19 protein-coding genes and 1 pseudogene are annotated in these 22,120 nt (G+C 53.6%); 5 read left to right on the top strand and 15 right to left on the bottom strand.

Features of this window, described 5'->3' with window-relative positions; genetic code table 11:
- Positions 1-21: 21 nt before the first annotated feature.
- The 9 genes from recC to rppH all read right to left on the bottom strand — a co-directional run bounded on the left by recC (position 22) and on the right by rppH (position 9,978).
- Positions 22-3,396 (bottom strand): exodeoxyribonuclease V subunit gamma, encoded by a 3,375-nt coding sequence (gene recC, locus ACS603_RS15285; protein WP_474944522.1) that lies wholly within the window; start codon positions 3,394-3,396, stop codon positions 22-24.
- A gap of 12 nt (positions 3,397-3,408) precedes the next feature.
- On the bottom strand, positions 3,409-3,732 hold the full coding sequence (locus tag ACS603_RS15280; protein WP_182062286.1) for a prepilin-type N-terminal cleavage/methylation domain-containing protein: 324 nt from the start codon (positions 3,730-3,732) through the stop codon (positions 3,409-3,411).
- Positions 3,717-4,121 carry a DUF2509 family protein gene (locus ACS603_RS15275; RefSeq protein ID WP_474944521.1) on the bottom strand — a complete coding sequence of 135 codons (405 nt, stop codon included), beginning with the start codon at positions 4,119-4,121 and terminating at the stop codon, positions 3,717-3,719. The genes ACS603_RS15280 and ACS603_RS15275 overlap by 16 nt, the downstream gene beginning before the upstream one ends.
- On the bottom strand, positions 4,118-4,678 hold the full coding sequence (locus tag ACS603_RS15270) for a prepilin peptidase-dependent protein (RefSeq protein WP_182062288.1): 561 nt from the start codon (positions 4,676-4,678) through the stop codon (positions 4,118-4,120). Before ACS603_RS15270 ends, ACS603_RS15275 begins: the two co-directional genes overlap by 4 nt.
- On the bottom strand, positions 4,669-5,133 hold the full coding sequence (locus tag ACS603_RS15265; RefSeq protein ID WP_315686662.1) for a prepilin peptidase-dependent protein: 465 nt from the start codon (positions 5,131-5,133) through the stop codon (positions 4,669-4,671). Before ACS603_RS15265 ends, ACS603_RS15270 begins: the two co-directional genes overlap by 10 nt.
- Before the next feature lie 184 nt (positions 5,134-5,317).
- Positions 5,318-6,112 carry a thymidylate synthase gene (thyA, locus tag ACS603_RS15260; RefSeq protein WP_182062290.1) on the bottom strand — a complete coding sequence of 265 codons (795 nt, stop codon included), beginning with the start codon at positions 6,110-6,112 and terminating at the stop codon, positions 5,318-5,320.
- Positions 6,113-6,118: 6 nt separating this feature from the next.
- Positions 6,119-6,994, bottom strand: a complete 876-nt coding sequence (gene lgt / locus ACS603_RS15255; protein WP_182062291.1) for a prolipoprotein diacylglyceryl transferase — start codon at positions 6,992-6,994, stop codon at positions 6,119-6,121.
- Positions 6,995-7,188: 194 nt separating this feature from the next.
- Positions 7,189-9,435, bottom strand: coding sequence for a phosphoenolpyruvate--protein phosphotransferase (gene ptsP / locus ACS603_RS15250; RefSeq protein ID WP_182062292.1), 2,247 nt, complete (start codon positions 9,433-9,435; stop codon positions 7,189-7,191).
- A gap of 12 nt (positions 9,436-9,447) precedes the next feature.
- On the bottom strand, positions 9,448-9,978 hold the full coding sequence (rppH, locus tag ACS603_RS15245; protein WP_014071600.1) for an RNA pyrophosphohydrolase: 531 nt from the start codon (positions 9,976-9,978) through the stop codon (positions 9,448-9,450).
- Positions 9,979-10,420: 442 nt separating this feature from the next.
- Here rppH and ACS603_RS15240 point away from each other — a divergent pair.
- From ACS603_RS15240 to ACS603_RS15225, 4 genes and pseudogenes are all read left to right on the top strand, one after another.
- Positions 10,421-10,507 (top strand): annotated as a pseudogene (locus ACS603_RS15240) (hypothetical protein); the annotation flags it as partial.
- 155 nt (positions 10,508-10,662) lie between these two features.
- Positions 10,663-11,355: a DNA mismatch repair endonuclease MutH gene (gene mutH, locus ACS603_RS15235; protein ID WP_474944520.1), complete on the top strand. Its 693-nt coding sequence runs from the start codon at positions 10,663-10,665 to the stop codon at positions 11,353-11,355.
- Between the two features lie 129 nt (positions 11,356-11,484).
- Positions 11,485-11,703, top strand: coding sequence for a YgdI/YgdR family lipoprotein (locus ACS603_RS15230; RefSeq protein WP_014071602.1), 219 nt, complete (start codon positions 11,485-11,487; stop codon positions 11,701-11,703).
- 123 nt (positions 11,704-11,826) lie between these two features.
- Positions 11,827-12,867 (top strand): NADP(H)-dependent aldo-keto reductase, encoded by a 1,041-nt coding sequence (locus ACS603_RS15225; RefSeq protein WP_474944519.1) that lies wholly within the window; start codon positions 11,827-11,829, stop codon positions 12,865-12,867.
- 146 nt (positions 12,868-13,013) lie between these two features.
- Here ACS603_RS15225 and lplT read toward each other — a convergent pair whose 3' ends face one another.
- Entirely contained in the window at positions 13,014-14,207 is a 1,194-nt protein-coding gene (gene lplT, locus ACS603_RS15220; RefSeq protein ID WP_182062295.1) for a lysophospholipid transporter LplT, read from the bottom strand.
- Positions 14,200-16,359: a bifunctional acyl-ACP--phospholipid O-acyltransferase/long-chain-fatty-acid--ACP ligase gene (aas, locus tag ACS603_RS15215; RefSeq protein WP_474944518.1), complete on the bottom strand. Its 2,160-nt coding sequence runs from the start codon at positions 16,357-16,359 to the stop codon at positions 14,200-14,202. The genes lplT and aas overlap by 8 nt, the downstream gene beginning before the upstream one ends.
- Positions 16,360-16,981: 622 nt before the next feature.
- Here aas and galR point away from each other — a divergent pair.
- The gene (galR, locus tag ACS603_RS15210) at positions 16,982-17,998 is read left to right on the top strand and encodes an HTH-type transcriptional regulator GalR (protein WP_315686670.1); all 1,017 of its coding nucleotides are present in this window, start codon (positions 16,982-16,984) and stop codon (positions 17,996-17,998) included.
- On the opposite strand, the gene ACS603_RS15205 is transcribed toward galR, so the two are convergent.
- The 4 genes from ACS603_RS15205 to ACS603_RS15190 all read right to left on the bottom strand — a co-directional run bounded on the left by ACS603_RS15205 (position 17,959) and on the right by ACS603_RS15190 (position 22,057).
- Positions 17,959-18,435 carry a GNAT family N-acetyltransferase gene (locus ACS603_RS15205; protein WP_474944517.1) on the bottom strand — a complete coding sequence of 159 codons (477 nt, stop codon included), beginning with the start codon at positions 18,433-18,435 and terminating at the stop codon, positions 17,959-17,961. The genes galR and ACS603_RS15205 overlap by 40 nt on opposite strands.
- Entirely contained in the window at positions 18,432-19,205 is a 774-nt protein-coding gene (locus ACS603_RS15200) for a GntR family transcriptional regulator (protein ID WP_259831764.1), read from the bottom strand. The genes ACS603_RS15205 and ACS603_RS15200 overlap by 4 nt, the downstream gene beginning before the upstream one ends.
- Positions 19,206-19,296: 91 nt before the next feature.
- On the bottom strand, positions 19,297-20,724 hold the full coding sequence (locus tag ACS603_RS15195; protein WP_474944516.1) for a glycoside hydrolase family 1 protein: 1,428 nt from the start codon (positions 20,722-20,724) through the stop codon (positions 19,297-19,299).
- 7 nt (positions 20,725-20,731) lie between these two features.
- A complete protein-coding gene (locus tag ACS603_RS15190; RefSeq protein WP_182062301.1) occupies positions 20,732-22,057 on the bottom strand; it encodes a PTS sugar transporter subunit IIC in 1,326 nt (441 codons plus the stop codon).
- Positions 22,058-22,120: the final 63 nt, after the last annotated feature.

The raw sequence follows: 22,120 nt of genomic DNA, 5'->3' as shown, positions 1-22,120 counted from the left end.
TGCGCAATTTTTATACGGTCATCAGGACTGATTAAATTTGAACAAAGGTAACAGGTAGCGCTGTGCCTCTTCCGTGATAGCGTCAAAGTATTCTGGCTCAAGCGTGCGCCATAAACGCTGATACCAGACATCTTCCCCTTCCCCGCGCACGATCATGTTCCCTTCGTACGCCTGGATAAATTTACTACGGGCTTTTTGCAGCGAAATGTTATCCGTTAACATGGCATCATTCTGCGCGTCATAACAGGCTTTTATCCACGCACCACCACTTTCTGGCAGCAGCAGCAGAGGTTTTGTCATCCCCTGTCGATATCCTTCGATGAATATCGAGAGATATTCCATTGCCTGCCCGGAAGCCATTGGTGGAAAGCGCCATTCCCCCTCTTTACGCACAAATAACCGGCTTTCACCTTCGTTGCCACCCGCACTGTAGACAAGGTGTTCGAGCCAGAGTTGCAATCCTTGTGAAACACTGAGCATCGAAGGTCGCCAGCGTAACAGCCCATCTTGCTGAACCTGGGGCAACCAGCCCGTAAGCTGGACACCGTTACAGTTGAGATCGATTTCAATACTTTTACCCGGCTTGCGGCATTCAATAACGCGCTCAGCAAGGGCCTGCATCTCCTGACATTGCGCATCCCAGGCGATTTCGCCAAACGCGCCATAAGGTAGCTGCCCCGCTGCGCGATAGCGGCGGAAAAGACTGTGTGCATCTTCCTGTTCAACGAGCGCATTCAAAAGCTGAAGGTTGAGCTGATACCGTTCGAGCCCGTCCAGCGTAAAGGGTTCTGAGTCCGGAATATCGTTCTCTTCAGAACGGAAGTTGACCTGCAATCGTTGCTGGAAGAATGCCCGCACCGGATGGGCCCAGAATCGCTGGAGCTGCTCAAAGGTCAGCGTGTCAAAAGGACGTGGTTCAAGCGCCTGAATAAAATCAGTGTGCGCAGCGCCCTCTTTCTTCGCCGCAGGCAGCCACTCACGAGCATAGCTTCGGTACTCATTCGCTCCGTAGTTCACCGGGTCAAACGGCATTCGGGTATGGCTACAGGTAATATGCGCCTTTACCCGCTGCTCGCTTTCATCACAATTGCGCTCTTCATCGCCGGGCAGATAGTGGCTCTGCCCGATATAGTCCACGAGTTCCTGCACCAGTACGGACGGGAAGCGCTCACTGTTGTCCTGAATGGAACGCCCGATGTAGCTGATATAAAGCTTACTTTGGGCGGATATCAGTGCTTCGAGGAAAAGATAGCGGTCATCGTCACGGCGGCTACGGTCACCGCGCTTCGGCTGTGGGCTCATCAGGTCAAAGCCCAGCGGCGCTAATGCCCGCGGATAGATGCCGTCGTTCATACCAAGCAGGCAAACCACTTTGAAGGGGATCGAACGCATAGGCATTAAGGTACAAATGTTGACCGGCCCTGCGAGGAAACGCTGGCTGATACGCTCCTGATCAAGACGTTGTGTCAGTTCTTCACGTAACAGCGATAACGGAACCGCTTCCGTGTAGTGCGATCCGACCCCCTCATCCACGATGGCCTGCCACTGTTTTTCAATTAGCGCCATTGCAGCTTCGGTTTCACTGTCAGGCAGGAAGAAATCGCTGAGCATCTCACGGCATACCGGCAGCCACTCTTCCAGCGGACGAGGCTGCATCAGTTCACGACGCCATCGGTTGAGCTGCATCAGGAGCGAAGCAAGATGGCCGACCAGCCCGGCAATTAAGCCGCTGGATTCGTCATAAGGAAGTACCTCATTCCACTCGCCCTGGCTGCTTTCCATGGCATAGCCAAGCAGCATTCGCGTCAACCCAAACTGCCAGGTATGTTGACCTGTCGGCGGGAGTTCGAATTCCTGAACGTTATCGTCGTCGATTCCCCAACGCACGCCGGACTCATTAACCCACTGTCGAAGATAGCGCAGCCCCTCTTCGTCAATGTCAAAGCGTGCGGCCAGCACGGGTACATCAAGCAGGGCCAGCACATCTTCAGAAATAAATCGGCTATCCGGTAGCGACAGCAAGCTCACAAAAGCCTGTAATGCGGGGTGAGACTGACGCGCACGGCGGTCGGAAATCGCATACGGCAGATAGCGTTCTCCTGTTGCACTGCCAAATACCGCCTGAATAAACGGGCTGTAACTGTCGATATCAGCCACCATTACCACAATATCGCGCGGTGTAAGGGTTGGATCGTCCTGCAACATCGCCAGTAACCGGTCGTGCAGGATCTCTACCTCACGCTGCGGGCTATGGCAAACGTGGACCGTGATACTGCGATCGTCAGGATCCAGTCGTCTTTTATTGTTGCTGTGTGCAAATTCTTCCGCGGTGATGCCCATGACCGCGCGGTTTTCCAAATCCAGGATATCTAGCTGAATGTTGTGCAGCAGGCTATCCGGTGTTATTTCAGCAAACGCATCCACGTCACCTTCACCCGAAGAGGTGATATCAGAGAGCATGTGGATATAGTCGCGCCCCAGTTTTCCCCATGATGCCAGCAGAGGGTTAGGCAGGTTTTGAATCCCCTCTTCATCGAAAAGCTGCGAAGCGGTTGCACTGTCTTTAAACAACGGCACGGTGCGTTCCTCAAAGATGCGTCGTCTTTGGCGGGTAACGAGCCGTGAGAGCCAGCGGGAGTCCTGGATGTCACCCCAGTAATGTCGGCACGGGTTGGTAAAAAGAATATGGATATCAACATGCTTACCCAACGCATTCAACGCTTTCAGATAGACCGGAGGTAAGGCCGATATACCACAGATAAACACCCGCGATGGCAAGCCGGGCGGGGTTTCAGAAGCCGTTTCCAGTATGGATATAAACTTGTCATATAAGTTCGCACGGTGCCATTTCGGCTGACCCAGCGCCTCAGTATGTTCCACCAGCGCTTTCCACAGCGGAGCCTGCCAGATTTGCGCTTCGGGTAAACCTTCTACAAGTTCCCCCGCTTCCCAGCGAATTAACCAGTCGGAACGGTAAACCAGGTACTGGTCATAGAGATCGGCGGTACGCGACGCCAGCTGGAATAACTTGCGCTTGTCGGTGTCATCAGTGAGGTAGTGCCGCAGCATGGCAAACTCATCGCGCGGCAGCATTCCAGGCAGCAGCGACATCAGCTTCCAGCTCATGCTTTGCTTGTTAAACGCACTCTGCTTTGGAATATCAGGCAACACGCGAACAAACATGTCCCAGATAAAGCTCGCGGGCAGAGGGAACTCAATATTTGCCGCGATGCCAAACTTTTGCGACAAGGACATTTGCAGCCACTGTGCCATACCGGTGCTTTGCACCAGCACCATCTCTGGCTCAAACGGATCGTCAAGGCGTTCTCGCTCAACGATAAACTCCATCAGCGCTTCCAGCACATCCAGACGATTTGAGTGATAGACCCTTAACATAAACGCTCCCGACTACTGGCTAACCGGGCAGTGCAGGCGAGTCATCTCACCGCGCTGCCCCAGAGGAGAAATAATAATAGCTGTGATGCTGACACATCCGGACTGCAATGTCTGCACCCGGCTCACCTGCCAGCCCGCTGGTAACGCGTTGACGTCAACCTGAGACTGATTCCAGGCGTTATGCCAGAGCTGACGATACTGGTTTAGCGTCACGAATCGGGACGCCAGAGCCCGGTAATAGCCGGACAATGCTGTGACGGTCATCACCAGAAGTACCATCGCCAGCAAGACTTCAACCAGACTAAAACCCTGCTGTCTGTTCAGGGCAACTGACATAGTGCATTCTCCTTCAGTGGGCAAAAATCAGTCCAGCCATGGGGTGAAAAACGTATACGCCCTTCTGTAATGTCCCCCAACCGCCACAACAGCTGGTCATGGCTTCCTGCGATCAGTAACACCTGATAGTCACTCAGCAGTCGCAAACAGACTCGTGATTGTTGACCAGGCTGCCTGCACTGAACATCAGGCTGTAGCACCCATTGCTGGCCTTTGCCCCACTCCAGCGCCGACTGCACGTTGGCCTGGTGGTGGATGGCGTTTCTCTCACTACTGACCAGTGCGCTAAAGGTTTCAAGCTGTTGGTTTAGCCCCGTCAGGATCAAACTGCCGAGCACCAGCAAAAGCAGAACCATAGCCAGTGACGATATCCCGGATTGCCGGTTCACAGATTAAACCCCGTCACACCATAGCGCGCCAGATAAGCGTCGCCCTGCCCGTTTTTTCGGCTGGCGGCCAGCTCAATATTCAGCTCTGGAGCGAAACCAGAACGCTCACGCTTGCTTACCACGAATGTCTGGATAAAAAGCCTGTCCGGGTCGGTTAGTTTTTCCCAGCCTTTGCCATCGCATGATGTCGCACCGCGCAGGGTTTCCAGTGAACCGGACTCCAGGCGAAAGCCCGTACTGTCGTTTTCCGATGCAGACATATCCCAGATACCATTGCTGTTCGCATCCCATCGCACTATTACGCAACGCCCTTGCCGACCAATGACCAGTCCTTCTCCCTGACAACCTCCTGCGCAGTATCCCGCTCGCTGAAGGTGCTTACCTATTGAAAAAAGCCGTTGCCAGACCTCCTCTTCAAGCTCCTGTCGACCTGATTGCAGCAGAACAGCCCGCTGCATCCCGGGTAAAAACCGGGCAGTGCTCAACAGCAGAATGCTGCCAATCAGCATGGCAATCAGCACTTCTGTCAGCGAGAAGCCGCGTTGCTTTAACGACATACACTCCCTCCGGCGGTATTACACATCCTGATTCGACTTGTGTTAGAGACAATCACCAGCCATTCACCCGCCCCACTGCTCACCCGAACGTGCCCGGCCCATGCTGTATCTCTTAGCCCATAGAACCCAAGCGCAGGAGTCAATTCAGTGATAGTGACCTCCGGCCAGAGTGGTTTTAGGACAAAGGCGCCACCCGCCTCACAGTCCAGGACAACGGAGCTGAAAAGACACCCGCTTTCCCCGTTCTCCTGAAGGGAAATTTTATGTTCACGGTTATGCCTGTTGGCATCGTTGCGCAGGAACACAAGGTAGTCACGTACCTGGCTGGCGGTTTGCCATAAACGCTGCTGCTGTTGCCAGCTGTTCCAGCTGTAAAGCCCGGTAGAACTAAGAATGACAACCAGTGAAATAGCGACCAGGGTTTCGATTAGCGTAAAGCCCGTCTGTTTTTTCATGGCGGCAGTGTGGTACAGCGCAGTAAGGCTGACGAGTCAAAAATCAAGACATTACGAGGTGCTTTCCAGTGAATTAACCCTGTTGCAGGGCGTTGCAAAATCGCTGGATAGCAGCTCGAAAAACAGAATGGAGGCGAAAAAAAACCGGCGCTAAAAAGCACCGGTTGTGTCAGGATTTGCGCTATTAGATAGCGACAGGAGCTTTGATACCTGGATGCGGGTCATAACCCTCAATTTCGAAATCGTCAAAGCGATAGTCGAAGATTGATTCCGGTTTACGTTTGATAACCAGTTTCGGCAGTGCGCGCGGCTCACGGGTGAGCTGAAGATGCGTCTGTTCCATGTGGTTGCTGTACAGATGGGTATCACCACCCGTCCAGACGAAATCTCCCACTTCCAGGTCACACTGTTGCGCCATCATGTGCACCAGCAGCGCATAGCTTGCAATGTTAAACGGCAGGCCGAGGAACACATCGCAGGAACGCTGATAGAGCTGACAAGACAGTTTTCCGTCTGCGACATAGAACTGGAAGAACGCATGGCAAGGCGCCAGCGCCATTTTGTCCAGTTCGCCAACGTTCCACGCCGAAACGATAATGCGGCGCGAATCCGGGTCGTTTTTCAGCTGGTTCATCACAGTGGTGATCTGGTCGATATGGCGGCCATCAGGCGTTGGCCATGCGCGCCATTGCTTTCCGTATACCGGGCCGAGGTTGCCGTTATCATCTGCCCATTCGTCCCAGATAGAGACGTTGTTTTCTTGCAGATAAGCCACGTTGGTATCGCCTTGCAGGAACCAGAGCAGTTCATGAATGATCGAGCGCAGGTGGCAGCGCTTTGTCGTCACCAGTGGGAAGCCTTCTTGCAGATTGAAGCGCATCTGGTGGCCAAAAATGGAGAGCGTGCCGGTACCGGTACGGTCATTTTTCGGCGTGCCCTCATCGAGCACTTTTTTCATCAATTCAAGATACTGTTTCATGGTTCCTCAGGAAAGTTGTTGCTGTGAGCGACGACGATACGCCCAAATCATCATAATGGCACCCGCTACAATCATCGGAATGGAGAGGATCTGCCCCATACTGATGTACTGTACCCACTCACCGGTAAACTGTGCATCCGGCTGGCGGAAGAACTCGACGATGATACGGAACGCGCCGTAGCCAATCAGGAACAGGCCAGAAACAGCCCCCATCGGGCGCGGTTTGCGGATAAACAGATTCAGGATGATAAACAGCACCACGCCTTCCAGCGCCAGCTCATAAAGCTGAGACATGTGACGCGGCAGAACGCCGTACGTATCGAAAACAGATTGCCACTCAGGATGAGACGGCAGCAGTGCGATATCTTCAGCGCGGGAGCCCGGGAACAGCATGGTCCAGGAGACACTCGGGTCGACACGCCCCCACAGCTCGCCGTTGATGAAATTGCCAAGACGCCCGGCACCCAACCCAAACGGGATCAGCGGCGCAATGAAATCCGATACCTGGAAGAAGTTACGTTTGGTGCGTTTGGCGAAGATCACCATCACCAGGATCACACCAATCAGGCCACCGTGGAAGGACATGCCACCGTCCCAGACGCGGAACAGATAGAGTGGATCGCTCAGGAAGACCGGGAAGTTATAGAACAGGACATAGCCGATACGGCCACCCAGGAATACGCCAAGGAAGCCTGCATACAGCAGGTTCTCGACTTCGTTCTTCGTCCAGCCACTGCCAGGACGGCTGGCGCGACGGCCCGCAAGCCACATAGCGAAAACAAAGCCCACCAGGTACATCAGACCATACCAGTGAAGCGCTACAGGTCCTACTGAGAAAATGACCGGATCAAATTCCGGAAAATGCAGATAACCACTGTTCATCTGTCACCACAAGATGTTGTTATTCCGCTGAAAGTGGACAGCGGTAAAAATGCGTCCCCGCCGTTGGCAGGTGCTCCAAGGTTGCGAATCATAGCATAAGCCTGAGGCTGAGGATGCGCCTGAGATGTAAAAGATGTGTATAGAGTTTTGTGCCGCCGGATGCCCTCTTCCACGGGGAGAAGGCGAAAAGCGGCTTAGCGGCCGCCGCGGATCAGCCCGCCCATGCCACGACGCTCCATAAAGGCAGCAACCTGATGACGTACCTCGGTTGCCAGTTGCGCTTCGAGGCTTCGTGCGGCCAGTTCACGAGCATCTTCAAATTCGATATGACGTAGCAGGTATTTCACGCGCGCCACGGAGCGTCCGTTCATCGACAAATGGCGGAATCCCAGTCCGATAAGGATAGCCACACACATGGAATCACCGGCCATTTCACCGCACAGACGCAGGTCGATACCGTACTGCTCAGCTTCGCGGGAAATCATGGACAACGCTCGCAGCATGGCTGGGTGCAGGCTGTCGTAAATGCTCGCGACGCGGGTGTTGTTACGATCGACGGCCAGAATATACTGAGTCAGATCGTTGGTGCCGACAGAGATAAAATCAACACGATTAGCCAGTTGCGGCAGCATAAAGACCATTGACGGGACTTCAAGCATCACGCCGATACGCGGTTTGGGGATCGCGTAACCGATCATCTCTTCAACTTCACGCCCGGCGCGTTCGATCAAACGCCGCGCTTCGTCAATCTCGTCAATACTGGTGACCATAGGCAGCAGGATACTGAGATTACCGGTCGCGGCATTCGCACGCAGCATAGCGCGCACTTGGATCAGGAAGATCTCTGGCTGATCGAGCGTAATGCGTATCCCTCGCCAGCCCAGGCACGGGTTTTCTTCACTGATTGGCATATAGGGCAGCTGTTTATCTGCCCCAACATCCAGAGTACGCAGCGTAACGGGTTTGTCGTTGAACATCTGCAACATGCCCTGATACTGGGCGACTTGCTCTTCTTCAGACGGGAAGCCGCTTTGCAGCATGAACGGGATTTCAGTGCGATATAAGCCAATACCGTCTATTCGGCTGCCGAGCTTTTCTTCATGCTCAGGGCTTAAGCCAGCATTGAGCATCACTTTGACCCGCTCGCCGCTTTTCAGCTGCGCGGGCAAGTTAACGTCATCTTCTGCCAGCTTGCTTAATTCATTCTCTTCGCTGATAAGACGCTGGTATTCCTGAAGCAGAACGGGTTCAGGATCAACCAACAACTCACCACGATAACCATCCACCACCAGCGTACGTCGGTGCAGCACCGATGGCTGGATATCGGCCCCCATAACCGTCGGGATGCCGAGTGCACGCACCATAATGGCGGCATGAGAGTTGGCGGCACCATCGCGCACCACCACACCGGCCAGCCGGTCTTGCGGCAGCTCTGCAAGTGTCGTTGCCGACAGCTCATCGGCAACCAGCACGAAGCGTTTTGGCCAGGCATTTGCGCCCTGAATGGTGTCGTCGAGGTGGAACAGCAGGCGCTGGCCCAGGGAACGTAAATCCCCTGCGCGCTCTTTCAGATAACCGTCAGTCAGCGCGGCAAACTGTTCGGCAAATTTCTCGATAACCTTCTTTACAGCCCACTCGGCAACAAAGCCTTTATCCACCTCAGCAAACAGCTCCCGGCGCAAACGTGCATCGGACAACAGGTGTGAATAAAGATCAAAAATTGCAGCCGTCTCTTTTTGCGCCCCCGCAGCAAAACGCTTGCTGTAACGACGAAACTCGTTTGCCGCCTCTTCCAGTGCGGCAGTGAGGCGCTCACGCTCTAGTGCTTCATCCAGTGTCGAGGCTTCGTACACCTGCTCCATCAGCGGCAGCGTTGCGTCCATCCAGCCTTCTGCGATGGCAACGCCCGGTGAAGCAGGGAGCGCGCGGATACGGGTATGACGATACTGCCCGAACAGTGCGGTGAGCTGAGACTGTGAAAGAATGGCCGCCATCTGCGTGGCCAGCGTGACGAGGAAAGACTCTTCACTTTCATCGTACTGACGCAACTCGCGCTGCTGAACAACCAGCACGCCAAGAAGCTGACGGCGTTGAATGATAGGCACACCCAGAAACGCGCGGAAGCGCTCTTCTTTCACGGAAGGAATGTATTTAAAGCTCGGGTGTTTTTGCGCATCGGCAAGGTTGATGGGTTCGGCAAGCCGCCCTACCAGGCCGACAATACCTTCATCAAATGCGAGCGTAACGGTGCGTCCGCGTGGTTTTTTCAAACCTCGAGTCGCCATCAGGTAATAGCAACGCCGGTCATGGTCGGCCAGATACACCGAACAAACCTCGGTCTCCATCGCAAGACAGATGTCAGTAACCAGAATGTTGAGCGCCTCGTTGAGACGAGGCGCACTGGCCACTTTTTCGACTATTTCTCGCAAGCGGGTGAGCATGATTTGCGTAGCTTAACCTCTTTTACGTCGCCAGGCAGGTGCGCTTTGCGGCTTAGGAGGCGTCTCCTGAAGCGACATCACCACACTTGCGAACTCTTTCATCACCCTACGGTAAACATCGCGCTTAAAGGACACGACCTGACGAACAGGATACCAGTAGCTCACCCAGCGCCAGCCATCAAACTCCGGCGTACTGCTGGTTTGCATATTGATATCTGAATCGTTTCCCACCAACTGCAATAGAAACCACTTCTGTTTCTGGCCGATACAAACCGGCTTTGTGTCCCATCGCACCAAACGTTTCGGTAACTTGTAACGCAACCAGTTGCGGGTTGAAGCCAGGATGCGAACATCTTTCCGGCTTAAACCGACCTCTTCAAACAGCTCCCGGTACATCGCTTGTTCTGGGGACTCTCCTGGATTGATCCCGCCCTGCGGGAACTGCCATGAGTGCTGACCATATCGCCGGGCCCACATGACCTGGCCCTGACGATTACAAATTACAATTCCTACGTTTGGGCGGTAGCCATCGTCATCTATCACCGGACTACCCCAAACTAAACCTTATATATGAATGATTGTTTCACACTCCAGGGAGGCGGTAAACCACTCTCTTACAGGCCTGTAACCTAATAACATTTGAATAACCCACAATTATGAGTGGAGTTATAAACAGATAAGGTGCCATAAGGCCAATTTTATTCACCTTTTCTGTGGATATAGTTGTGAAGAAGTACGGAATTACCGATGAACAACCTTTTCGGACGTTAAAATCCTCTGCGATACGAAATAAATATACTCTTTGTTTTTCATATAATTAATTATGTTTTCATGCCAAAAAACATGAATAACGTGATGATCATCACACGAGAGATCGTCATGCTGATGAAAGATCGAGCAGCGTCGGTTTTATCCACAGATTGTGCCAATAAGTTAGACACAATTTGTGTGAAAATTCGATTTTCGTCGCACGTCAAGGCTGTAAATTGAAACAGTAGTAGGGGTTATTCCCAGTTATCCCACTTTTCTGTGGATAACATGGTGTAAGATCCTGTTTATTGTCAGTGACCAGATTTGAACAACCTGTTTTTTTGCACCCATTTGATTTCTAAATATAAGATAAAATCACATACAAATCATACACATGGAATATTCGTACAGAAAAAGTTAAACTCTATCCACAAGGCACAAAAACTTAGTTCATTTTTTAATCAAAAGGTTATCTTCATGCATTCGCTTACGCCGCTGCTCTCTCCTCCCACCAACGAAGACCAATTGCTACATCAGGCACAGCGCCTGGCGGGTTTTTCGCTTGGCGAACTGGCCGCGATGGCAGGCTTGCCCATTCCCAACGATCTCAAACGTGACAAAGGCTGGATTGGCATGTTGCTTGAGTTGTGGCTGGGGGCTAGTGCGGGCAGTAAACCCGAGCAAGATTTCGCAGCACTTGGCATTGAACTGAAAACGATCCCTGTGGATAGCCAGGGAAAGCCGCTGGAAACCACTTTTGTGTGCGTTGCGCCATTAACCGGTAATACAGGCGTAACGTGGGAAACCAGCCATGTACGCCATAAACTGAAACGCGTGCTGTGGGTACCTGTGGAAGGCGACAGGCAAATTCCGCTTGCAGAGCGCCGCGTCGGTACGCCGTTGCTCTGGAGCCCGGACGAAGATGAAGAAAGACAATTGTGCCTGGACTGGGAAGAGTTGATGGATATGATCGTGCTTGGGCACGTTGAGCGCATTACCGCCCGGCATGGCGAAGTTTTACAGTTGCGCCCTAAAGCTGCCAACAGTAAAGCGCTTACAGAAGCTATCGGCGCTCATGGCGAACCAATCCTGACGCTGCCCCGCGGCTTTTATCTCAAAAAGAATTTCACCGGCGCTCTGCTTGCTCGTCATTTCTTACTAAGAAGATAGATTTTTCACGAAATTTGCGATGTATCAAACACAATCACCTGGTTTTTAAGATTTTACCGCTTTCTCCTGTCGGATTATCGGGTTATTACTACACTATGATTTGATACGAGCCAGGTGAGGACGATAACGATGAAAAAATGGGCAGTGTTAATTTCAGCAGTCGGTTTAGCGTTTGCAGTATCGGGCTGTAGCAGTGATTACGTTATGTCGACAAAAGATGGCCGGATGATCCTGACAGACGGCAAACCCGAAGTTGATGACGATACCGGGCTGGTCAGCTACCGCGACCAGGAAGGCAACAAAATGCAAATCAATCGCGACGAAGTTTCGCAAATCATCGAGCGGTAAACAGATAAAGGTCAGTGGCTTGCTGGCCTTTTTGATTTTTCTCTTCCCCTTTTGCCTCCCCTCTGCCATGTTTATATTCCTTCGTCGGGGAGTTCCTGACGCCCATTGTAAAGGAAGCCGGCTATGCATTATCACCGTATCCCCCACAGCTCTCTGGAGATAAGCCAACTGGGGTTGGGCACGATGACATTTGGTGAACAAAACAGCGAAGCCGATGCCCATGCACAACTCGATTATGCCGTGAGTCAGGGGATTAACCTGATTGACGTTGCAGAGATGTACCCTGTTCCTCCGCGCCCGGAAACGCAGGGCTTAACAGAAACGTATGTCGGAAACTGGCTTGCAAAACGCGGTAATCGTGAAAAGCTGATTGTCGCCTCTAAAGTCAGCGGTCCGTCGCGTAACAATGATGCCGGGATCCGCCCAAACCAGATCCTCGATCGCAAAAACATCCGCGCTGCGCTGGATGCCAGCCTTCAGCGCCTGCAAACCGACTATCTCGATCTTTACCAGGTGCACTGGCCACAGCGTCCGACAAACTGTTTCGGTAAGCTCGGCTATAGCTGGAATGAAAGCGCGCCGGTCGTCACCCTGCTCGAAACGCTGGAAGCCCTGGCTGAATGCCAGCGCGCAGGCAAGATCCGCTACATTGGCGTCTCTAACGAAACGGCATTTGGCGTGATGCGCTATCTGCATCTGGCGGATAAACACGATCTGCCGCGTGTCGTCACTATTCAAAACCCGTACAGCCTGCTGAACCGCAGCTATGAAGTGGGTCTGGCCGAAGTGACACAGTATGAAGAGGTTGAGCTGCTCGCCTACTCATGCCTGGGCTTTGGCACACTGACCGGTAAATACCTGAATGGTGCGAAACCTGCCGGCGCGCGTAACACCCTGTTCAGCCGTTTTACCCGTTACAGTGGCGCGCAGACGCAAAAAGCCGTCGCGGCATATGTTGATATCGCTAAACGACACGGACTGGATCCTGCGCAGATGGCGCTGGCTTTCGTGCGTCGTCAGCCGTTTGTTGCCAGCACCCTGTTGGGCGCGACCACTATGGAACAGCTGAAGACCAACATTGAGAGTTTCCATCTTCACCTCAGCGAAGAGGTGTTAGCGGAAATTGAAGCGGTGCATCAGGTTTATACCTACCCGGCACCGTAATAAATGCAGAACGGCAACAGATGTTGCCGTTTTTTTTGCGCCGCAGAATACCGTAGGCCGGGTAAGGCGAAGCCGCCACCCGGCTTTTTGTCGGTGTCAGTGCCTGCCATTGACCGGTGGCGCTACGCTTACCGGGCCTACAACACTTAACGCCGACGCTGCCAGACCCACAGCCCGGCAATCGCCAGCGCGAAGATAGCGCCAAACCCGACCCCAATCGCCACGGCTGGTGTACCCGCTTTCACAGCCAGCGAGTACAGCCCAAGCATCAGCAACATCGCCGCGTTCTCACCCAGGTTTTGCACCGCAATGGCATTTCCCGAACCAACGGTCTGCTTGCCGCGATCCTGGAGCAGCGCATTGAGCGGCACAACGAAGAAACCGCCGAGAATACCGATCAGAACGAGCAGGACATACGCCGGAAGTAATGCATGTTGCAGAGAGAAAATCAGCACAACAACGCCTATCAGTATCCCCGCAGGCATACAACGCGCGACGGTGTCGAGCGTTACCAGCTTCGCCGCAGCGCCTGCGCCAACCACAATCCCGATCGCTACCATCGCGTTAAGATAGGTCGGCGTGGCATTGTCAGTGATCCCCAACGCCACCGGAACCCACAACACCAGCAGGAAGCGCAGGGTAACACCCGCCCCCCAGAACATACTGGTTCCGGTTAACGAAAAACGCGTTTCGCCGTTACGCCACAGCACGCGGCAAGCATTAAAGAAGCTGGCGGTCATTGGCGTAAAGCGCCAGGATTGCCCCGGTCTTGCCACGGCCAGTTTCGGGATAAACAGGTTCGCCACTACCGCTCCGCCGTATACCGCGGCACAAATGCCCAGCGCCGCCAGCACATGCCAGTCGGCCAGTACGCCGCCCGCCACAGAGCCAAGCAGAATAGCGGCAATCGTTGAAGACTCCATCAGACCGTTAGCTTTAACCAGCCTGTCTCCGGTGGTCAGTTCACCGAGGATGCCATACTTCGCCGGAGAATAGGCCGCCGCACCAATACCCACCAGCGTATAGCCGATAAACGGGTTGAAACCAAAACAGATGCTGGCAGCACCCAGCAGCTTGAGGCTGTTGGCAAACATCATGACCCGGCCTTTCGGGAAACTGTCCGCCACTTGTCCCACAAAGGGGGCAAAAACAATGTAAGCACCCACAAACACCATCTGGAGGATCGGCTGACTCCAGTCGGGGTAGAACTCTGCTTTCAGCAGTGCCAGGGTGGCAAACAGCAATGCGTTATCACCAAAGGCTGACAGGAACTGGGCAGCAATCACTGCCATCATGCCTTTTGACCAGATTGAGGTGTTAGTGTGCACTGACTCACGCATTCTGCTGTTCCGCCTCTTCAAGCATCCCTTTCAGGGTGACAAAATCGGGCTTACCGCTGCCCAGTACCGGCAATTGTTTCAGATAGCGGATATCGCGTGGCACGGCCAGTTCAGGAATGCCGTGTTCACGGGCATGGCGAAGCAGCTGTTCGCGCTTAAGTTCACTGTCGGTCGTATACAGCACCAGCGCTTCACCTTTGCTGGCATCGCTTTTCACGACCGTAGCATGAAGTTTGTCGGCAGAAACCGCCGTCGCCAGCTGTTCAACCATCTCCAGAGAAATCATCTCGCCTGCTATCTTGGCAAAACGTTTTGCTCGCCCCTGGATTTGTACAAAACCTTGCTCGTCGAAGCGGACGATATCCCCCGTGTCGTACCAGCCTGTTTCAACAACGCCATCAATGTTCTCTGCCGTTGGCACTTCAAGCACGCCTGGGTTTTCGACACGCAAATACCCGTTCATCACGTTCGGCCCTTTCAGCTGCAAGCGGCCACCGTCTTCAATGCCCGGCACGGCCAGCAAACGCGCGTCCATACCTGGCAGAATTCGCCCAACGGTTGCAGGTTTTGATGCCATCGGCACGTTAATAGACACTACCGGCGCGCACTCCGTTACCCCGTAGCCCTCAAGGATGCGCAGGCCAAATTTGTCCTGCCAAATCTGACGGGTGCTGTCCTGGAGTTTTTCCGCCCCGGCAACCACATAACGCACACGATAGAAGTCATAAGGATTGGCAAAACGGGCGTAGTTTCCGAGGAAAGTGGATGTTCCGAAAATCACGGTACAGTTACGGTCATACACCAGTTCCGGCACAATGCGATAGTGCAACGGGCTTGGATAGAGGAAGACTTCGGCACCGGTCAGCAGCGGCGTAAACAACCCCACCGTCAGGCCAAAGGAGTGGAACAGCGGTAGCGCCGACATAAAGCGGTCATTCGCCGTAAAGTCAGCAATGGTTTTGATCTGTTCGACGTTGGCCAGAATGCTCTTGTGGCTGTGGACGACCCCTTTCGGGTTCCCTTCCGAGCCAGAGGTAAAGAGGATAATCGCCGCATCTTCCGGCTGCTGTTTCACCTGCGCCAGGCGTGGCATTAGCAGGTGGGCAAAGATCCACAGCTTGTCGCTCGTTGTCACGTCTGCTTTGAGATCTTCCAGGAACACCCAGCGAACCTGAGTCAGCTGTTCCGGCAGATGCCACAATTTGCCTTTATCGAGGAACTGACGCGAGGTAAAGACGGTTTTAAGTTGCGCCGCCGTGATGGCGCTGGTCAACCCTTTGACACCCGCCGTGTAGTTCATCATTGCCGGAATGCGGCCGCGGGAGACAGCGCCAAATATCACCGCCGCACTGATACCGGCGTTAGGCAGCATCAGGCCAATTTTTTCGCCTTTCTGGCTGTATTTTTCAAGAATCCGGCCAACAAACAGCGTTTTGGTCAGCAGCTTACGGTAGGTATCAGGCGTAAAGTTGATGTCTTCGATACAGTTTTTCTTCGCACCATAACGATGTTGCGCCGATAGCAATGATTCGTAGAGCGTTTCGCGTGGGCGGATCGCCATGCGCGCTTCCATCATTATCTGGTGCAGCATTTCACCCGCAATTTTACGGCGGTCGCGCGCACGTGGCGCATCAGGCATCGGCAACGTGGTCGGCGGCAGAATATGCAGGGTAATCTTCGGGAAATAACGCTGCTTCACCAGCCCTGTCAGGCGGCTGAAATGGCTCAGCTCCGCGCCTTCAATACGCAGCGGTACAACGGTTGCTTTCGATTTCGCGGCCACAAAACCCGCGCCATCGTAGATTTTCATCAGCGACCCTGTCACCGAGATTCGCCCTTCAGGGAAAATCACTACCGGGCGACCCTGCTCCACCAGACGCACCAGATGTTTAATCATCATCGGTTTTGTCGGGTCGAGTGGAACGAAATCAATCAGTGGCGCCAGCCAGCGCATAAACCACTGTTGGCTGATAGAGGTATAAACGGCAAAAACCGGACGTACAGGCAAGAACAGCGCCAGCAAAATGCCATCAATAAAGGAAACGTGGTTTGGGGTGATAAGAACGCGCTCGCCTTTTAGCGCCTGGGTATCACCGGTGACGCGAATGCGAAAGAGGATACGAAAGAGTGTACGGAAGAACCCAAAAAGCATTTCAACTCCCTTGCCAGCCAGAGTGGGATGTTCTTTAAATGGTGGCAGATTACACGAGAAGTGCAGCAGGAGCGATAGCTAAAACCGGGCAAAAAAAAACCTGCGCATCCGCGCAGGTTGGTGCAAGTGATGAGTACGAGATGCGTACTAAGAATTCTCACCAATCAATACCTCTGGGATCTTGATTGTGGATGTTCACCATGTGCTTCGCCAGTGAGAAAACGCAAGGGAATGAGCCGAAGTGCAACCAGTTGTGAATATTCTCTGTTGCTGTTACAGGTTGAACTGTGAGGCAAAAAAAAACCTGCGTAGAAACGCAGGTTGGTGTAAATCGTGTTAATCAACCGGAGTTGATTTCACCTATCAATACCTCTGGGATCTCGACTCTATCAATCAGCCAACCGTCCCGACTATCAGACAATCGCAACAGCCTGAGGCAAAGTGTAACTAAAGGTTCAGATTGACATTATTTTGACATGTCTTGCTGTGTAACGATTACACCGTCAGGGTATGTTCTGCGTCACGTTTGTGGATTGCGAAAACCCCCGCCCCTTGTATGCGCGCTACTTTTCCGCAACACTAGTTCGTGTGTAAACGCTTACCCCCACTAAGAAGGTATTAAATGGCGACAATTAAGGATGTGGCCCGTCTGGCAGGTGTTTCCGTCGCGACCGTCTCGCGCGTGATTAACAACTCACCAAAAGCCAGTGACGCATCACGCCAGGCAGTACAAAGCGCCATGGAAACGCTGAATTACCACCCCAACGCCAACGCCCGCGCACTGGCTCAGCAGTCGACAGAGACCATTGGTCTGGTCGTAGGTGATGTGTCAGATCCCTTTTTCGGCGCAATGGTTAAAGCCGTCGAACAGGTGTCTTACCAAACAGGTAACTTCTTGCTGATTGGCAACGGCTACCATAATGAACAAAAAGAACGCCAGGCCATCGAACAGCTGATCCGCCACCGCTGTGCCGCGCTGGTCGTCCATGCCAAAATGTTGCCCGATGAAGAACTCATCAACCTGATGAAACAAATTCCCGGGATGGTAATAATCAACCGCATTATTGCCGGATATGAAAAACGCTGTGTTGCGCTCGATGACCGTTACGGCGCCTGGCTGGCGACCCGTCATCTGATCCAGCAGGGTCATACCCGCATCGGCTATCTCTGTTCTAACCACCCCATTTCGGATGCGGATGACCGCCTGCAAGGCTACTACGACGCACTGCGCGAAAACGGTCTGCCGTGTAATGACCGCCTGGTTGCCTACGGTGAGCCTGACGAAAGCGGTGGCGAGCAAGCCATGACGGAGCTGCTAGGCCGCGGGCGGAATTTCACCGCCGTTGCCAGCTATAACGACTCAATGGCCGCGGGTGCGATGGGGGTGTTAAATGACAACGGTATTGACGTGCCGGCAGAAATTTCGCTGATTGGCTTTGATGATGTGCTGGTGTCCCGCTATGTACGTCCGCGTCTGACCACCGTGCGTTATCCTATTGTAACGATGGCAACGCAGGCGGCAGAGCTGGCATTAGCGCTGGCGGATAAACGCCAGCCGCCGGAAATTACGCATCTGTTCAGCCCAACGCTGGTGCGCCGTCACTCCGTGGCGTCACCCGTTGAAGGGCTAAGCGAATAACGATAGAGATGGACCGTTTTGTTCAGGTATTCCAGACCATCACCGATATAATGCCAGCCGTAACGTTCGTAAAAGTTGCGGCAGGCAGACCAGAGATGTAATTCGCAATACCCGGCCTGCGCGGCAAAGGCGATGACATGTTCCTGTAGCAACCCCGCAAGCCCCTTACCGCGAGCCGCCTCGTCAACGTACAACGCGGCAAGCCAGGGATAAAGATCCTGACGGCTAATCAAATCACAGCGCCATAACCCCACCGTCCCCAGAAGCTGCTCGCCCTCCGCGGCGATAAACGTCAGCGGCAACGCGCCCGGGGTCTGGCTGTGCTCAACCACGCTCTGGAAAAACTCACGCGGCAGGCCGTCGCCAAAAGCCTGCCAGATCCAGTCGATAACCTTCTCTGCAAACTGCGGCGCGGCATAAAGCGGCATAATTTTCACACCAGCTTCCCCTGAAATACAGGCACAGACTCAAAAAGGTAACCGTCAAAATCTGGCGCATCTTCGTCAGACAGTTCCAGCAGACTCTTTTTCACATTTTCGAGATGCTGGAACATGGCCTGCCATGCGCCCATCACATCGCGCCGACGCAGTGCCGCAAGGATCGTCTGACGATCGCCGAGCCATTTCAGACGCCAGGCGCGGCTGCCAATATGCACGTTGAACTGCTGCCACAACGGGCTGCTGTCCATGTGATGCCAGATGCTTTCAACCGTTGCCAGCAGCATCTGATTTTGCGTTGCGCCCGCCAGCACCAGGTGGAACATTTTGTTGTTATCCTGGCTTTTATCGTCGGCGGCAATGGCGCGTTGCTCCTGTTCGATGATACGGCGCAGGTTATCAATGTCCGCCCGGGTGGCCATTTTTGCAGCAAACGCAGCGATGTTACTTTCAAGCAGCTGTCGGGCCTGTAAAATCTCAAACGGGCCGACATCGCTATTCAGGAACCGCTCTTCTTCACTTTCATGTTCTTCAGGGATGCGCATCACATAGACGCCCGACCCCTGGCGAATATCCACCGTGCCCTGCAACTCCAGCATCAGTAACGCCTCACGCACGATGGTTCGGCTTACGCCATAGGTCTCGGCAATGTTCCGCTCCGGCGGCAGGCGCGAGCCAACGGGATAATGCCCCTGGATAATTTGCGCGCGCAAATCCTCGCCAATCTCCTGGTACTGTTTTTTTTCTGGCGGGACGACTGCCTGATCCACGATATCACCTGTACTTAGCTGTTAATGCGCAGGCCGGGCATCCTCCCGACCAGTTTGTGTACTATTTTACCAGAACCCACACTGTTTGCGCTTACTTCCATTCATCGTCAATACAGAGCGTGAGCACGCGCGCCTCGCGCAGTTGCCGGAACCAGGCGGCCGACTTTTTGGCGCGTCGGGCGCGGTTGTCCTCCAGAGCGATCTCAATCAATCCATAGCGATTTTTGAATGCATTCATGGGCGAGACGTTGTCCGTGAACGCCCACAGCATAAAGCCGTGACAGTTTGCCCCCTCTTCCCGCGCCAGCAGCGTGTAGTAGAGATGTTCGCTGATAAATTCGATACGGTAATTGTCTTCGATAATGCCATCACGATTGCGGAACTGCGCTTCGTTCTCAACGCCCATACCGCTTTCCGCCACAAACCAACTGATGTTGCGATAGTCGTTTTTAATACGCATCGCCATGTCATAAATAATGCGCGGGTAGATTTCCCAACCGCGGGATTTGTTCATCCGCCGCCCCGGCAGTTCAAACGGCTCATAATAGTATGCCGGGTGGAAAGGTGTTTCCGGGTGCCAGGCGCGGGATGGCGCTTTCACCCGGTGCGGGTAATAGAGGTTGATCCCCAGCTCATCAACGGTGTTGTCGGCAATCAGCGCCAGCTCTTCTGGCGTGTAATCCCACTGAACCTGGTGTTGCTCCAGCAGGGTAAAAAGCGCCTGCGGGTAATGCCCGTGCACCAGCGGGTCAAGGAATACGCGGTTATAAAACAGATCGTACATTTCGGCGGCGCGCACATCATGCGGCGCACGCGAGCGCGGATAGGTCACTTCCGGGTTAAGAATGCAGCCCACAGAGCCGTGATAACCTTTCTCACGGAACAGCTTCACCACCTTCGCTGTCGCCAGCACTTTATGGTGGTTCCACTGCATCCAGGTACTGGTGTTCTGCTCATAGGGCCAGCGCAGCGCATCGAGGTAAACGCGGGTCTGCACTACAATCGGCTCGTTGAAGCTAAACCAGCGCGTCACTTTTGTGTGGTAGCGCTCAAACACTTTTTCAGCGTAACGCACAAACAGCTCGACAACATGCTTTGACCCCCAGCCACCGTAGGTTTCCAGCAGCACGCCGGGTAGCTCGTAATGCTCCAGGCAGATCATCGGTTCGATCCCCTGACGGTGCAATTCGTCAAACAGGGCGTCGTAATAGGCCGCGTACTCTTCGTCCACAGTCGCGTTTTCGTAGTCGGTCAAAAAACGCGACCAGTTGATCGAGGTGCGATAGTGCGTCAACCCCGCCTGTTTCATCAGCGCGACATCTTCACGATACCGGTTGATAAAATCGGTCGCCACCGCCGGGCCATAGCCGTTATGCCAGACGTGGCGATCGTTTTTATACCAGAGGTCGAGCCAGGAGTCCTGCCCCGCCTTCTTGCCGCTCCAGCCTTCCGTCTGCCAGGCAGATGCCGCCGCCCCCAGGATAAAATCTTTCGGTATTGCTATCTGTTTGGTGCTCATCAGATCCTCACGCGTTGTTGGTGGCTTGTTGCAATGCAGCCTGTTCAGCACGGCGGGAAGCGATCTTCACAAACGGCAGGTAAATAATCACGGCCGTTACAATACAGATAAGCTGAGTGACAACCGCCCCCATTGAGCCCGCAGTTGAAAGCCAGGCGTTAATCAGCGGCGGCGTGGTCCAGGGCACCATCACCACAGCTTTTCCGGCAAAGCCAGTAGCCGTTGCGAAATACCCGATGGAGCCTGTCACCAGTGGGGTGATGATGAACGGGATCGCCAGGATCGGGTTAAGCATGATAGGCATCCCGAAAATCACCGGTTCATTGATGTTAAAGAGGCCAGGGCCGATGGAAAGCTTGGCTATCTCTTTCATCTCTTTGCGTTTAGTGGCAATCATCACCGCAATCAGCAGACCAATGGTTAAACCGGAACCCCCAATGCTCATATACACATCCCAGAACGGCATGGTGATGATGTTCGGGACCTCTTTTCCCTGCTCAAATGCGCTCATGTTGACGGTGATCGCCCCCAGAAGCAGCGGTTCGCGGATCGGTTTGATCATCTGGTTGCCGTGAATACCGATAACCCAGAACAGCTGAGCCACAAACATCAGCAGAAGAATACCCGGCAGGCTTTGTACCACGCGCTCCAGCGGCTGTTGCACCACCTGATAGACCGCATCGTAAAGGTACATGCCGGTAATTTGGTGGAAAACGAAGCCAAACGTCGCGATAGCGGTGGTGGTAATGATGGCAGGGATCAGCGCCGAGAAGGACGCCGCCACGTTAGGCGGCACTGTGTCCGGCATCCGAATCTTCAGGCCTTTGCGGTTTTCCAGCCAGCAGTATATCTCAACGGAAAGAATGGCAATAAACATGCCGAGGAACAAACTGCGGGTATCCGAGAACTGGCGCAGCAGCACGTCTTTCACCACATGCATCTGCCCGTCGACCATCATTTCAACCGTCGTCGGCGTAACACAGATAAAGCAGATCACCGCCAGCAAACCCGGGAAGAGCGATTTGATCCCGTTGATACGCCCCAGCTCAATACCGATTAAAAAAACCGCACCGATGTTCAGAAAGTTCAGGGTGGCGTAGTTAATCGCACTGGTAATCGGTTTTAGCGCGGCGAGAAAAGAGAGCGATTCGAAGCTCGCCAGGCCATTTTTCGGATCCAGCACCATGTTGGAGATCAGCACAGAGAATGCGCCAACGATGATGACCGGCATTAAGGTAATAAAGGAGGACTTGATCGCCATGATATAGCGATAGCTATTGAATTTGGTGGCGAAACTGCCCAGAGCGTCGATCAGTTTTTCCTGCAATGCCATAGGGTAATACCTCAGTGAAGGGCTTTTATTGGAGTAGATCTACAGCCGCCTGTTATTGGCATA

It is taken from the genome of Enterobacter sp. Li2LvB3 (assembly GCF_056156645.1).
The sequence above is the reverse complement of the archived record's forward strand: the minus strand, read 5'-3'. Positions and strand labels throughout refer to the sequence as shown.

Excerpts from the sequence above, each read along its gene's own strand:
- recC (WP_474944522.1), bottom strand. The coding sequence starts at position 3,396 with ATGTTAAGGGTCTATCACTCAAATCGTCTGGATGTGCTGGAAGCGCTG.
- ACS603_RS15280 (WP_182062286.1), bottom strand. The coding sequence starts at position 3,732 with ATGTCAGTTGCCCTGAACAGACAGCAGGGTTTTAGTCTGGTTGAAGTC.
- ACS603_RS15270 (WP_182062288.1), bottom strand. The coding sequence starts at position 4,678 with ATGTCGTTAAAGCAACGCGGCTTCTCGCTGACAGAAGTGCTGATTGCC.
- ACS603_RS15265 (WP_315686662.1), bottom strand. The coding sequence starts at position 5,133 with ATGAAAAAACAGACGGGCTTTACGCTAATCGAAACCCTGGTCGCTATT.
- thyA (WP_182062290.1), bottom strand. The coding sequence starts at position 6,112 with ATGAAACAGTATCTTGAATTGATGAAAAAAGTGCTCGATGAGGGCACG.
- lgt (WP_182062291.1), bottom strand. The coding sequence starts at position 6,994 with ATGAACAGTGGTTATCTGCATTTTCCGGAATTTGATCCGGTCATTTTC.
- ptsP (WP_182062292.1), bottom strand. The coding sequence starts at position 9,435 with ATGCTCACCCGCTTGCGAGAAATAGTCGAAAAAGTGGCCAGTGCGCCT.
- mutH (WP_474944520.1), top strand. The coding sequence starts at position 10,663 with ATGCATTCGCTTACGCCGCTGCTCTCTCCTCCCACCAACGAAGACCAA.
- ACS603_RS15230 (WP_014071602.1), top strand. The coding sequence starts at position 11,485 with ATGAAAAAATGGGCAGTGTTAATTTCAGCAGTCGGTTTAGCGTTTGCA.
- ACS603_RS15225 (WP_474944519.1), top strand. The coding sequence starts at position 11,827 with ATGCATTATCACCGTATCCCCCACAGCTCTCTGGAGATAAGCCAACTG.
- lplT (WP_182062295.1), bottom strand. The coding sequence starts at position 14,207 with ATGCGTGAGTCAGTGCACACTAACACCTCAATCTGGTCAAAAGGCATG.
- aas (WP_474944518.1), bottom strand. The coding sequence starts at position 16,359 with ATGCTTTTTGGGTTCTTCCGTACACTCTTTCGTATCCTCTTTCGCATT.
- galR (WP_315686670.1), top strand. The coding sequence starts at position 16,982 with ATGGCGACAATTAAGGATGTGGCCCGTCTGGCAGGTGTTTCCGTCGCG.
- ACS603_RS15195 (WP_474944516.1), bottom strand. The coding sequence starts at position 20,724 with ATGAGCACCAAACAGATAGCAATACCGAAAGATTTTATCCTGGGGGCG.
- ACS603_RS15190 (WP_182062301.1), bottom strand. The coding sequence starts at position 22,057 with ATGGCATTGCAGGAAAAACTGATCGACGCTCTGGGCAGTTTCGCCACC.